Consider the following 12,355-nt stretch of genomic DNA (forward strand, 5'->3'; position numbering starts at 1 on the left):
GGAAGGGGTGAGTCTGCGTCAATGGGCAGTCAAATCCTGTCAAGTCAGTGATCCTATTATCAAAAACTTGCGTAATCGCGAACACCCTCTATCATCGTGAATTCGGTTTACCGACAAAAAGGAAACGCAGCGCATGCAAACAATCACCGAAGGCGCACAAGCGCCCGATTTTTCACTGCAAGATCAAAATGGCGACACCGTCACGCTTAGCCAATTCAAAGGTGACAAACGTGTTCTGGTTTATTTCTACCCAAAGGCGATGACACCGGGTTGTACAACGCAGGCCTGCTCGCTACGCGATACGAAAGCCGAGTTGGATGCACTTGACACCGTGGTGCTTGGCATAAGTCCAGATCCGGTGAAAAAACTGGCCCGTTTTGTTGAACGCGACGCACTTAACTTCACGCTGTTGAGCGATGAAGATCATGCCGTCGCCGATGCGTTCGGAGTCTGGGGACCGAAAAAATTCATGGGCAAAGAATACGATGGGATTCATCGTCTAAGCTTTTTGGTTGGCAAAGACGGTAAGATAGAACATGTGTTCAATAAGTTTAAAACCAAGGATCACCACCAAGTGGTGCTTGATTACTTAAACCAAGCGTAACGTCAGTCCACGTTGGCTTTGGCGACACGTTAGCTTTGGCGACAAAGCAGCCTACATGCTGCTGACTAAAAGCGCACGTACACCGTGCGCTTTTTTGTATGATTAGCCGACAGGCTTTGCCAACGCCTCAGGGTATCCGCGGCGTGTCGCAAGCTCGCAAGCGGTATCGATTATCTTCGCGGTGTTGGGGCGAGACAATGGCTGATAAGAGGTAGGAGATATCCAACCTGAATCTTCAAATTGCGTCAGTACTTTATTGATGGCCGTCAGCGCCGACGATGCTTTGACAATTTCCAAACGCGCATAACGTTCACCATCAAACGACACATCCGAGGCACGTAACGAAGGATCATCCCCGGGGATTTGCTGCGCACCACACAAGGGTTTGCCACCTACTTCGGCCTGTTTAAATGCCGGTAACCACTGGCCAAAATGGTCAATCGCACGATCAGTGCGTTCACACACTTCTTGCCAGTCCCAGCCTTTATCGATGTTTTTCACATAACGTGCATCGACAGTCGGTTGCGCCGACTCCGCAGAGCTTTTCACTAAACCACGCTCAAACAAGGTGACGTCTTGAGTCATACCGTGCAGCTGGAAAAAACCATCCGGGTAAGGAGTCAACTGCGCCATTCCCTGTGGGGTGCCCCGTTGACCGTGGACAATGATTTCCGGCCACTGATACTCAGTCCGTGTCCAATGCGCGATATACGCGGCTTTGTATTCGACCAAACGCTCGCGACCAAACCCGGCCATATCATCGATTGTCCCCGTGCGGAATCCGGCCGCATTGATAAGATAGTCAACGTCGGTGGTCTGTATCTGCCCTGACTGGTCTTGATAGGTTACCCGCCACCCTGACGAGATGGGCTGAGTATCCATCACTTTGTGATTGAAATTAAGCTGACAATGAGGCGCGTCGGCAAGGGTCAATTGCGCTTCCGCCGCCAAGCGAAACACGCTAAGCCCGTATTCTTGCACCAGGACCAGAGGGTATTTCATTGCACTTAAATCGAGCGATTGCGCCACGGGCCACATCCATCGATCGGCAGCATCGATCACGCTGTGATAGTCTTGAGCGCGCAATGCTTCCAGTTCCTCTTGCTGATACAAACGGAAATAATCGCTCGGCTCACCCATGACTTTATTATCGCTATCGATCTCAACCAATTGCGCATAACGCTCACGCAGGGTTTCTAAACGTGCAATCACACTGTCTAATGAACCTGGGTCTTGCTGAGGAACGGCGAGGACAGTCGGTCGACGATTGACCGAATGCGGATACATGCGCACCGTGGCCACCGACTGTTCGAGTAAGGTCAGGCATTGATCGAGTGAAATTTCACGATACAAATTGCCGCCCGCGTGCAGATGGCAAATTGGCGGCCCACTCACCAAGCCGGTGCCCGCCTCAAACACCTGGGTGTCCACCCCACGCTCAACCAAGCGCATTGCCGCTGTGGTTCCCGCAACACCGCCACCTATCACCGCGACGCGAAACTTTTCTACTTGCGTTTGTTCTTGCCTGTGTTGTGCCATGCCAACCCTGTTTTCATTACTACTTCTGTGGGCCAAACTGATCACGACGTGTCGATGTTTACCTGCCGCTCAGCCCCTTTTATTAGGGGCGTGAAAACAAGATGGATCACTCAATATCTGTCTTGGGATCGTCATCCAGCTCAATCACTGGCAGCGCTTGCCACACCGCTTTCACTAAGGTCGCCAATGGAATAGCAAAAAATACCCCCCAAAAGCCCCAGAGTCCACCGAAAACCAGTACGGCTATTATGATGGCGACTGGATGTAAATTCACCGCTTCTGAAAAAAGTACGGGGACGAGCACATTGCCATCTAGCGCTTGGATAACGCCATAGGCGATCATTACATACCAAAAACCAGGCTCAAGCCCCCACTGGAACAAGGCAACAATGGCTATCGGGACGGTGACAATCGCCGCACCAATATAAGGCACCAAGACAGAGAAGCCCGTCGCCACACTGAGTAGGACCGCATAGCGAAGGTCTAACAGGCTAAAGGTCAAATAACTGGTCACCCCGACGATAATGATTTCAGTCACTTTGCCCCGGATGTAGTTGGAGATCTGCTGATTCATCTCATGGCCGACTCGAGAGGCAAGACGACGGTTGCGTGGTAACAAGCCTTTGAACATCGCCAACATTTGTACTTTGTCCTTGAGCAAAAAGAACACCAGCAGGGGCACTAAAATCAGGTATACCGCCACCGCGACTAAGTTCACCAAAGACGCCAATGAACCTTTTACCAATGTTTCGCCAAGGTTGAGCACTTTATTTTGCAAGGTATCGACAAAGGTATTGACCATATGGGGATTGATCAGCTCTGGGTAGCGTTCTGGCAAACTCAGCATCAGTGCTTGCATGTTATTAAACATATTTGGCACATCGGCCACCAAGCTGACCCCCTGGTTCCATATGGTCGGCACCAACCCGAATAACGCCATCAAGGTTAAGCTGACAAACACAGTCAGTACCACCAGCACTGACAAAATGCGGGGCAAACCCAGCCGGCAGAGACGATTTACCGGCCAATCAAGTAGATAGGCCATCACGATCGCGACCAATAATGGGGCGAGCAAATTGCCAAAAAAGTAGATGGTAATAAAACCAAAAAGAAGGATCGCCACCAGGCTCACGGCATGTGGGTCAGAAAAACGTCGCCGATACCAGCGATGTAACATATCAAACATAAAAAGCCCGCTATTTCTTTGTGATGAGTAGCCGCGAAGCTGGCGTGTCTAACCACCTCATGCTGAAGCCTTCGCGTTTAAAATACTTGGGGATATCGTCTTTCGCCCCTTGATCACCGAGTAAAATCACCAATTGCTCACCTGACTGCAATAACGCGGCGGCGCGCTTTGCCAGCAATAGCGCCATTGGACAAACATGTTCTCGCAAATCAAGTGTTTGAGATTCCATTCTGGCTCACCGGTCGGTATTATCGTCAGTATTGTAATGGACATTAGATAGAACGCCAACGAAACCCTAACGGGTTTTATCGGTCTGTACCTAAGTACACCCTGCATTTAAAGGTCATCATACTTATGTCATCTCGCGCACTTGGCTCTCACAAAGGCAACAACGCTCGCCGCCTGCTCTGTTATGCACTAGCGGGGGTTTTAGCGAGCGCACCTGTGTCGGCACGTGTTGAGTCATATCAAAGTGACTTACCTGATATCGGTACCGCCGCCGTCAGTACCTTATCGGTTGCCAAAGAGAAAGAGTTTGGTGATGCCTACATGCGGATGCTAAGAGCCAGCAAGCCCATCATCAGCGATCCTCTGCTCAACGAGTATATTAATGGCTTGGGCCATCGACTGGTGGCGAATGCCAACGATGTTCGCACACCCTTTCGATTTATTTTAATCGATAATCAGGCAATCAACGCCTTTGCCTTTTTCGGTGGCTACGTGGCCATGCACTCTGGGCTGTTCCTCCATGCAAAAACGGAAAGCGAATTGGCATCGGTGATGGCCCACGAAATCGCCCATGTCACCCAGCGTCATCTTGCAAGAAGCATGGAGGAGCAAGCGCAAACCTCGCCGCTGACCGTCGCCGCCTTAGTGGGATCGTTGATGCTCGCGATTGCCTCTCCCGAAGCCGGGATTGCAGCGGCACACGCCGCGACAGCGGGCAGTATGCAAAACCAAATAAACTTCACCCGTCGCAATGAAGAAGAAGCCGATCGGATCGGCATTGAAACCCTCGCACGTGCTGATTTTGACGTGCAAGCCATGCCGCGATTTTTCTCACGATTGGCGGATGAGTACCGTTACGCCAGCCAAATGCCCGAGTACTTCAGCACCCACCCTTTACCGGCTTCACGGATCACTGATTCTCGCGCTCGTGCCCGCCAATACCCACAAAAACGGGTACCTGTCTCGCCCGATTATCAACTCGCGCGCGCCCGTATCGTCGCGCGATATAGCGGCATCGCCAGCCGCTCGGCGATGGATTGGTTTGAACGGCGTCATAAAGAGGCCTCGCCGGCCGAAAAGCAAAGCCTCAACTACGGGATGGCGTTGCTTGATATTGATGCCCGTCGTTTTGACGATGCGCGAGAAAAATTAACCCCACTTATCAAGGCGCAACCTAATAATCGATTTTTCCTCGATGCGATGACCGATTTAAACATCGGTGAGAAACAGTACGACAAGGCATTGACGCGCCTTGAAAACGCATTGAACCATCAGCCTAATAACCGCGTATTATTGCTCAATCGTGCCTATACCCTCGTCAAAGCCAAGCGAGGAGGCGAGGCGATCTCCATGCTGGAACGATATACACACCAGCATCCAGATGACAGCAACGGTTGGTTTTTGTTACAACAAGCGTACGAAAGTACCGGGACGCATCGAGACGGTGAGCTGGCCGCCCAAGGTGAGCGGTATGCCTTACGCGGACAATGGGACAAAGCCATTCGCAATTATACCCAAGCCGCTCAGCTCTCAGAACTAGGTAGCTTGGCGCAGGCACGGTATGATGCGCGTCTTGATCAACTTCGTCGCCAACAAGCCCGCTTTAAAGCGCTTAGCGACCGTTAATTCACTCAAAAAGGATCATTGTTGTGACCGCTATAACCCTCTACCACAACCCCCGTTGTTCAAAAAGTCGTGAAACCCTCAAGTTGTTGGAGTCCAACGGTGTCACGCCAACTATCATCAAGTATCTCGACACCCCTTTGTCTGCTGAAGCGTTGACGATGTTAAAACAGCAACTCGGACTCAGCTCGTTTCGGGAGATGATGCGAACCAAAGAAGCAGACTATAAAGCGGCAAACTTGGGCGATGCCTCCGTGGACGAAGCGCAATTACTCGACGCCATGGTTAACAATCCCAAATTGATCGAACGTCCAATCGCCGTCAAGGGCGAAAAAGCGGTCATTGGTCGTCCACCTGAAAACGTCCTCACGCTAATAAAATGACGAAAGTATTAGTGCTCTACTACAGCCGCTCGGGGAATACACGCAAACTCGCCCAGCAAGTCGCCCGTGGTATCGAGGCGCAAGGCGCTGAAGCGGTATTGCGCACGGTGCCCGAGCTGCCCGCTTACCCTGATGGCCAAGTGCCAGACACAACCGCGAAAGACCCGTTTGTCACTCGGCAAGATTTGCTGGACTGTCATGGCCTAGCCCTCGGCAGTCCGGTGCGTTTTGGCAACATGGCCGCGCCTTTGAAGCAATTTATCGACAGTACCAGTGGGGAGTGGCTATCAGGCGCCCTGATTGATAAACCTGCAGCCGTGTTTGGCGCCGGATCAATGCTGCATGGCGGACAAGAAACCACCCTGCTCACCATGACAGTACCACTGCTTCATCATGGTATGGTGTTGCTCGGTGTGCCACATAGCGAACGTGCGCTACATACCACGCAAGGTGGCGGCTCGCCTTATGGTGCGTCGAGTGTGGCAGAGCCGAACCTGCCTTTAATCGCAGACGAGAAACAAATCGCCAAAACCTTAGGTCAACGTCTTGCACGTTTTGCACAAACCTTTCACCACCACTTGGGACAATAGGATAGTACTGTGACTGACTCTCGGCTTGCATTAATGCGTAGGCTCTCGCTATTGAGTAACCTCGGCCTGATTGGTTGGGTAGTAATCTGGCATGCGTCTTTATCGCCCCACCCACACCTCAATGCTTGGGCGGTAACGATCGGCTGGACCATCCCGCTGCTCCTTCCGCTACCGGGGATCTTGAAAGGAAAGGCCTTTACTCATGCGTGGGCGAACTTTATTTTGATGTTTTACTTTTTGCACGCATTGACCCTTATTTATGTCGATGAAGGGGAACGCTGGTTGGCCGCTATCGAGCTTGTCTTGGTCGCCTGTGCGTTCGCCAGCAATATCGTCTTCGCGCGTTGGATGGGAAAATCACAAGGGCTAAAACTGCCACGCCTGTCTCAAGTGGAACGCGAAGAGCGCCAACGCTTTGAGGGCAAAGATAACGCCTCGTCTGACTGATAACTGACCGTTATCCTCGCCCTTGGTATCTTAACCGCCTCGGCTAAGCCAAGCACCGCGCTTGGCTTACACCGGATAAGGGCGGCGAGAGAAATACCGGTGGCCACACTTGCTACAAGGCGCAATCACATCCACCCGGCTGTGGCGTGACTGGTGGTGGCACTGCTCACATTGCAATACGCCCAGCCCGACAATTTCACCCGCTTCATACACGCCATGGTGCTGAAGGTCGTCAAACACTTCACGCCACTCTAGCTGAGTGCGATCGGTGATTTCTGCCAGCTGTTCCCAAATCGAGTTGGCAATCAGATCGTTAAACACCTGACTGTCCATGTCTTCGCCTTGAGATTTGTCGTACTGCTCACCAAACGCTTTCACATCGCGCTTGAAGTAAGCCTCAATCAGCGCCCACTCATCTTTGGTAAGATCCGCAGCTGCTTTGAGATATTGATCAGACAACTCGACCCAGCGAGACAAAGCCTCTGGACTGTTTTCCAGTGCCTCTTTTACCCGCTCAATGATACTTTGTTGCGGTTCTTTCTCTTTATTCATGGTTCTGTCCTGATTCAAGTGTTGTTGCGGTCTCTGCCTTTCGTTATTCTATGACGATATTTCTCTTTCAGGTTTTACCTTTCTCACAGAATCTCGGAAGCCATCGATGCAAGAACAATATAGCCCGCAAGATATTGAACAAAAAGTTCAAGCCCATTGGGACGACAATAAAACCTTTGTGGCTCATGAAGACCCTAACAAAGAAAAATTCTACTGTCTTTCTATGTTCCCTTACCCCAGTGGCCGACTTCACATGGGGCATGTCCGTAATTATACCATCGGTGATGTGATCTCGCGTTATCAGCGCCTGCAAGGCAAAAATGTGATGCAACCTATTGGTTGGGACGCATTTGGTTTGCCGGCCGAAGGGGCCGCTATCAAAAACAAAACCGCCCCTGCACCTTGGACATATGAAAACATTGATTACATGAAAGGCCAGCTGAAAATGCTGGGCTTTGGTTACGACTGGGATCGCGAAATCGCAACCTGTAGCCCTGATTACTACCGCTGGGAGCAAGAATTCTTTACCACGCTTTATAACAAAGGCTTGGTATACAAAAAAACCTCGTCAGTGAATTGGTGTCCACACGATCAAACCGTGTTGGCGAACGAGCAGGTGCATGAAGGCTGCTGCTGGCGCTGCGATACCCCGGTTGAGCAAAAAGAAATTCCACAGTGGTTTATCAAAATCACCGATTATGCAGAAGAGCTGCTGCAAGACATCGACAAACTGGATGGTTGGCCAGAGATGGTAAAAACCATGCAGCGCAACTGGATTGGCCGTTCAGAAGGCGTTGAGCTGACCTTCGATGTTGAGGGCGATCACCCTGCGCTGGGCGTCTACACCACCCGCCCTGATACCCTGATGGGGGTGACTTATGTCGGTATTGCCGCCGGTCACCCACTGGCCGATGCCGCGGCCAAGAACAACCCAGCCTTGGCGGAGTTTGTGCAAGAGTGCCGTAACACCAAGGTAGCGGAAGCTGAGCTGGCCACCATGGAGAAAAAAGGCATGGCGACGGGCTTGTACGCCACGCACCCATTAAACGGCCGCCGCGTACCTATCTTTGTCGCCAACTTCGTGTTGATGGATTATGGGACGGGCGCAGTCATGGCCGTGCCTGCACACGACCAACGCGATTTTGAATTTGCCAGCAAATATGGCCTCGATATTGAGCCTGTGATCCTGGATGAAAATGGCAACGCACCTGATTTGTCTGAGCAAGCACATACCGAAAAAGGCAAGCTATTTAACTCTGGTGAATTCGATGGCTTAGACTTTGATGCCGCGTTTGGTGCGATTGCCGCTAAGCTTGAGTCTTTGGGTAAAGGGCAAAAAACGGTCAACTTCCGCTTACGTGACTGGGGCGTTTCTCGTCAGCGTTATTGGGGCGCACCTATCCCAATGCTGAACACCGAAGACGGTGACGTGGTCCCTGTCCCGACGGATGAGCTGCCGGTTATCCTGCCAGAAGACGTGGTAATGGACGGGGTGCAAAGCCCGATTAAAGCCGACAAACAATGGGCACAAACCCAGTATCAAGGCAAGCCTGCGCTGCGTGAAACCGACACCTTCGATACCTTTATGGAATCGTCTTGGTACTATGCACGCTATTGCTCGCCGCAGGCCGATCAGATGCTCGACCCAAGCGCTGCCAACTATTGGCTGCCTGTCGATCAGTATATTGGTGGGATTGAGCACGCCTGTATGCACCTGCTTTACTCACGCTTCTTCCACAAGTTGCTGCGTGACGAAAACATGGTCGATAGCGATGAACCCTTCAAGCAACTGCTCTGTCAAGGCATGGTACTGGCTGATGCCTTCTACTATACCGATGACAAAGGCGTGCGCGTGTGGGTCTCGCCAACCGACGTCACCGTTGAGCGTGACAGCAAAGGACAAATTGTTAATGCGGTAGACAGCCAAGGCAATGCGGTGACCCATGCGGGCATGACCAAGATGTCGAAGTCTAAAAACAACGGCATTGATCCGCAGCTCATGGTCGAGAAGTACGGGGCTGATACGGTGCGCCTGTTCATGATGTTCGCCGCGCCTGCGGATATGACGCTGGAGTGGCAAGAATCAGGGGTTGAAGGGTCACACCGCTTCTTGCGTCGCGTCTGGAAACTGGTTTACGAGCACAGCCAACAAGGACCTGTCGTGGCACTGGATGCTAGCGCGCTCACCAATGAGCAAAAAGCGCTGCGCCGCGAGGTGCACAAAGCCATTGCGAAAGTCAGTGATGACATGGGGCGCCGTCAAACCTTTAACACCGCCATCGCGGCGATTATGGAGCTAATGAACCGATTGGTGAAAGCCCCACAACAAAGCGAACAAGACCGCGCGGTGCTCGACGAAGCCCTCAAAGCGGTGGTGCTAATGCTTTACCCCATTACCCCACATATCTGCTTTAGCCTGTGGAATGCATTGGGTGAGACCCACATTGATGACGCAGCGTGGCCAGAGGCAGATAAAGAAGCCATGGTTGAGGACGAAAAGCTGATTATCGTCCAAGTCAACGGTAAGCTACGCGCCAAGATCACCGTCGCCGCAGATGCGGAGAAAGACGCAGTGGAAGCCCAAGCGATGGCAGATGAAAACGTGGTGAAATTTACCGAAGGCAAAACCGTGCGCAAGGTGATTTATGTACCTGGCAAGCTGGTTAACATTGTTGCCAACTAACAAGGAGCGATGGAGTGAATCTGTTTAAGACAATGCTTCGCTCCCTGCTTGTCGCGATGGTCTGTTTGACCATCGCGTCTTGCGGGTTTGCCTTGCGTGGCAGCTACAACCTGCCCGATGAGGTTGATAAGGTGTCGTTAACGAGCTTTGACCCTTATGGTGAGCTCACCCGGCAAATGCGAAATGCCTTACGTCAACACAAGGTCGATCTTGTCTCCCCTTCCAAGGACGTGGCCAATATCCACTTGCTCGGTGAAAGCAATAGCGAACAGACGTTATCGCTTTATCAAAACAGCCGCGTGGCGGAGAAAGAGTTTCGCTATGTCGCGCGCTATCGCGTCACCGTGCCTGATAAAGGCAGTTATACCTACAACACCACCTTAAGCCGTAATTTCCTAGATAACCCGCTGACAGCGCTGGCAAAATCGGTGGAAGAAGATAAGTTAGTCGCTGAGATGCGTACAGAAGCCACTCGGCAAATTATGCGTCAACTTTCCCAATTAAAAGGCGATATCGCCGAGTTTGAACGCCAACAGGCCGAACAAGCGGCCATGGAGAAGCTCGAGCAAGGTGAAACGCCAACAGAGCCCAACGTGATCATCGAAACGCGACAAACCGAGACGAATACCGCGCAATGATGAGAACCTATCCCGACCAATTGGCGCAGCAGCTCAATCAACCGCTGCGCCAAACTTACTTGGTCTTTGGCTCCGACCCATTACTCAAACTCGAAGCGCGTGACGCCATTACAAGCGCGGCACGCACCCAAGGTTTTGAAGAGCATCATAAATTTGTCATCGATGGGCAACTAGATTGGCAAGAGGTTATCGACTGCTGTCAAGCGCTTAGCTTGTTTGCTTCTCGGCAAATTATTGAACTTTCCTGCCCTGATAATGGCCTCACCAGCACGCAAGCCAAGCAGCTTACCGAGCTGGCCGCTTATCTGCATCCTGATATCCTCCTATTGGTGCAAGGGGAAAGACTCAATAAGAAGCAAGAAAGCGCTAAATGGTTTTCAGCGCTCGCCCAACACGGCTTATACGTGGTGTGTAATACCCCGGATGCCCGTCAACTCCCGCGTTTTATTGAGCAACGGTGTCGCCAGTTAGGGCTAAAGCCAGACCAACCAGCGCTACAGTTGTTAGCACAATGGCATGAAGGAAACCTATTGGCATTGGTACAAAGCCTGCACATTCTACAACTGCTCTATCCGGATGGCGCCTTAACCCTGCCACGCATAGAGAGTGCCCTGTCACGCCACCATCACTTTACACCCTTTCAGCTCACCGATGCGCTGCTAGCAGGAAAGGCACAACGCGCGCAACGGATACTTGAGCAACTGCATGCTGAAGGTGAAGAGCCCACTCTCCTTTTACGACTGATCCAAAAGGAGCTCAAACAGTTGTATACCATTCACGAGCAGGGGCAAAAAGGCAGGCCGCTGAATGCCATCTTTGACCAACTTCGTGTATGGCAAACACGTCGTCCCATGCTCACCGCCGCTCTCAATCGGCTCAACAAAGCCCGATTAACCGCACTGCTACGCCGCTTAGCACAGTTAGAGATCAGGCTAAAAACGGACTTTGGTAGCGACCCTTGGCCAGATCTGCATTATTTTTGTGCACTCATGTGCCAAGCGTCCGAACCACTCACGCCCTAGCGTGTCCAACGGGTTAGCAAATGGTATACTGGCCTAATAAGACCATCAGCAACACATAGAGGTTTTCTTTGCAAGCTAACGAGTTAAAACAGTTTGTGACCGATAAGGTCGATGAGTTAAAAGCCAGCGATATTGTGACTCTGGATGTACGCGACAAATCATGCATTACCGACTTTTTAGTGCTGTGCACCGGCAACTCTCGCCGTCATGTTGCCTCCATTGCCGAGCATGTGTGTGAACAGGCCCAAGCGGTCGATATCGACTCTCTCGGCACGGAAGGACAAGATGACAGCGAATGGGTTGTGGTCGATTTAGGTGACGTTATGGTGCATGTCATGCAAGAGGAGCAACGCCAACTCTACCAATTGGAAAAACTCTGGAACTAAACCATGAAAATCCAATTGATTGCGGTGGGTAATAAAATGCCCAAATGGGTGGAGCAAGGCTTTGAAGAATATCAACGCCGCTTTCCAAAAGACATGCCACTCGAGCTGGTAGAGGTACCTGCTGGCAAGCGGGGCAAAAATGCCGATATCACCCGTATCTTGCAAAAAGAAGGGGAAGCGATGTTGGCGGCCGTCAACCGTGGTAGCCGCATTGTGACACTCGATATTCCCGGCAAGCCTTGGGACACACCGCAATTGGCTAACCAGTTGGAAAAGTGGAAACTTGATGGCCGCGATGTCGCCATTTTGATCGGTGGGCCAGAGGGGCTAGCACCACAGTGTAAAGCGGCCGCGGAGCAAAGCTGGTCGCTATCGCCACTGACCCTCCCCCATCCGCTGGTACGCGTCATTATGGCCGAGAGCCTATATCGAGCGTGGAGCTTGACCACCAATCACCCGTATCATCGAGAATAA

General features: G+C 51.7%; 14 protein-coding genes. 10 read left to right on the forward strand and 4 right to left on the reverse strand.

The features are described 5' to 3' along the window. Nucleotides 1-133: 133 nt before the first annotated feature. Nucleotides 134-604, forward strand: coding sequence for a thioredoxin-dependent thiol peroxidase (gene bcp / locus BZG20_RS07520; protein WP_046073724.1), 471 nt, complete (start codon nt 134-136; stop codon nt 602-604). A gap of 102 nt (nt 605-706) precedes the next feature. On the opposite strand, the gene BZG20_RS07525 is transcribed toward bcp, so the two are convergent. The 3 genes from BZG20_RS07525 to BZG20_RS07535 all read right to left on the reverse strand — a co-directional run bounded on the left by BZG20_RS07525 (nt 707) and on the right by BZG20_RS07535 (nt 3,558). Further along, a complete protein-coding gene (locus BZG20_RS07525) occupies nt 707-2,143 on the reverse strand; it encodes an FAD-dependent oxidoreductase (RefSeq protein ID WP_077578604.1) in 1,437 nt (478 codons plus the stop codon). A gap of 106 nt (nt 2,144-2,249) precedes the next feature. After that, a complete protein-coding gene (locus BZG20_RS07530; protein ID WP_077578605.1) occupies nt 2,250-3,329 on the reverse strand; it encodes an AI-2E family transporter in 1,080 nt (359 codons plus the stop codon). Nucleotides 3,330-3,339: 10 nt separating this feature from the next. Continuing rightward, nucleotides 3,340-3,558 carry a sulfurtransferase TusA family protein gene (locus tag BZG20_RS07535; RefSeq protein ID WP_046073727.1) on the reverse strand — a complete coding sequence of 73 codons (219 nt, stop codon included), beginning with the start codon at nt 3,556-3,558 and terminating at the stop codon, nt 3,340-3,342. Nucleotides 3,559-3,683: 125 nt separating this feature from the next. Here BZG20_RS07535 and BZG20_RS07540 point away from each other — a divergent pair, with 125 nt between their 5' ends. From BZG20_RS07540 to BZG20_RS07555, 4 genes are read left to right on the forward strand one after another with little or no spacing between them, the layout of a single operon-like run. Further along, nucleotides 3,684-5,183 carry a M48 family metalloprotease gene (locus BZG20_RS07540; protein WP_077578606.1) on the forward strand — a complete coding sequence of 500 codons (1,500 nt, stop codon included), beginning with the start codon at nt 3,684-3,686 and terminating at the stop codon, nt 5,181-5,183. A gap of 23 nt (nt 5,184-5,206) precedes the next feature. Continuing rightward, nucleotides 5,207-5,563 carry an arsenate reductase (glutaredoxin) gene (gene arsC, locus BZG20_RS07545; RefSeq protein WP_077578607.1) on the forward strand — a complete coding sequence of 119 codons (357 nt, stop codon included), beginning with the start codon at nt 5,207-5,209 and terminating at the stop codon, nt 5,561-5,563. Further along, nucleotides 5,560-6,153 carry an NAD(P)H:quinone oxidoreductase gene (wrbA, locus tag BZG20_RS07550; protein ID WP_077578608.1) on the forward strand — a complete coding sequence of 198 codons (594 nt, stop codon included), beginning with the start codon at nt 5,560-5,562 and terminating at the stop codon, nt 6,151-6,153. The genes arsC and wrbA overlap by 4 nt, the downstream gene beginning before the upstream one ends. Before the next feature lie 33 nt (nt 6,154-6,186). Continuing rightward, the gene (locus BZG20_RS07555; RefSeq protein WP_077578609.1) at nt 6,187-6,600 is read left to right on the forward strand and encodes a DUF2069 domain-containing protein; all 414 of its coding nucleotides are present in this window, start codon (nt 6,187-6,189) and stop codon (nt 6,598-6,600) included. A gap of 66 nt (nt 6,601-6,666) precedes the next feature. Here BZG20_RS07555 and BZG20_RS07560 read toward each other — a convergent pair whose 3' ends face one another. Then, on the reverse strand, nt 6,667-7,152 hold the full coding sequence (locus BZG20_RS07560; protein WP_046073731.1) for a zinc ribbon-containing protein: 486 nt from the start codon (nt 7,150-7,152) through the stop codon (nt 6,667-6,669). 106 nt (nt 7,153-7,258) lie between these two features. Here BZG20_RS07560 and leuS point away from each other — a divergent pair, with 106 nt between their 5' ends. The 5 genes from leuS (at nt 7,259) to rlmH (ending at nt 12,355) form a co-directional block, all read left to right on the forward strand. Continuing rightward, on the forward strand, nt 7,259-9,835 hold the full coding sequence (gene leuS / locus BZG20_RS07565) for a leucine--tRNA ligase (RefSeq protein ID WP_077578610.1): 2,577 nt from the start codon (nt 7,259-7,261) through the stop codon (nt 9,833-9,835). 14 nt (nt 9,836-9,849) lie between these two features. Next, nucleotides 9,850-10,473: an LPS assembly lipoprotein LptE gene (gene lptE / locus BZG20_RS07570; protein ID WP_231637399.1), complete on the forward strand. Its 624-nt coding sequence runs from the start codon at nt 9,850-9,852 to the stop codon at nt 10,471-10,473. Continuing rightward, nucleotides 10,473-11,495, forward strand: a complete 1,023-nt coding sequence (gene holA, locus BZG20_RS07575) for a DNA polymerase III subunit delta (RefSeq protein WP_046073866.1) — start codon at nt 10,473-10,475, stop codon at nt 11,493-11,495. The genes lptE and holA overlap by 1 nt, the downstream gene beginning before the upstream one ends. A gap of 68 nt (nt 11,496-11,563) precedes the next feature. Further along, entirely contained in the window at nt 11,564-11,881 is a 318-nt protein-coding gene (gene rsfS, locus BZG20_RS07580) for a ribosome silencing factor (RefSeq protein WP_046073734.1), read from the forward strand. 3 nt (nt 11,882-11,884) lie between these two features. Continuing rightward, entirely contained in the window at nt 11,885-12,355 is a 471-nt protein-coding gene (gene rlmH / locus BZG20_RS07585) for a 23S rRNA (pseudouridine(1915)-N(3))-methyltransferase RlmH (RefSeq protein ID WP_077578611.1), read from the forward strand.

The sequence above is a fragment of the Salinivibrio sp. IB868 genome (assembly GCF_001995655.1).
In the GTDB taxonomy this organism is placed as follows: Bacteria; Pseudomonadota; Gammaproteobacteria; order Enterobacterales; family Vibrionaceae; genus Salinivibrio; species Salinivibrio siamensis.

Bases quoted from the DNA above. Each gene is read 5' to 3' on its own strand.
- BZG20_RS07530 (WP_077578605.1), bottom strand. From the start codon at position 3,329: ATGTTTGATATGTTACATCGCTGGTATCGGCGACGTTTTTCTGACCCA.
- BZG20_RS07540 (WP_077578606.1), top strand. From the start codon at position 3,684: ATGTCATCTCGCGCACTTGGCTCTCACAAAGGCAACAACGCTCGCCGC.
- BZG20_RS07535 (WP_046073727.1), bottom strand. From the start codon at position 3,558: ATGGAATCTCAAACACTTGATTTGCGAGAACATGTTTGTCCAATGGCG.
- wrbA (WP_077578608.1), top strand. From the start codon at position 5,560: ATGACGAAAGTATTAGTGCTCTACTACAGCCGCTCGGGGAATACACGC.
- bcp (WP_046073724.1), top strand. From the start codon at position 134: ATGCAAACAATCACCGAAGGCGCACAAGCGCCCGATTTTTCACTGCAA.
- rlmH (WP_077578611.1), top strand. From the start codon at position 11,885: ATGAAAATCCAATTGATTGCGGTGGGTAATAAAATGCCCAAATGGGTG.
- holA (WP_046073866.1), top strand. From the start codon at position 10,473: ATGAGAACCTATCCCGACCAATTGGCGCAGCAGCTCAATCAACCGCTG.
- leuS (WP_077578610.1), top strand. From the start codon at position 7,259: ATGCAAGAACAATATAGCCCGCAAGATATTGAACAAAAAGTTCAAGCC.
- BZG20_RS07560 (WP_046073731.1), bottom strand. From the start codon at position 7,152: ATGAATAAAGAGAAAGAACCGCAACAAAGTATCATTGAGCGGGTAAAA.
- BZG20_RS07555 (WP_077578609.1), top strand. From the start codon at position 6,187: ATGCGTAGGCTCTCGCTATTGAGTAACCTCGGCCTGATTGGTTGGGTA.
- BZG20_RS07525 (WP_077578604.1), bottom strand. From the start codon at position 2,143: ATGGCACAACACAGGCAAGAACAAACGCAAGTAGAAAAGTTTCGCGTC.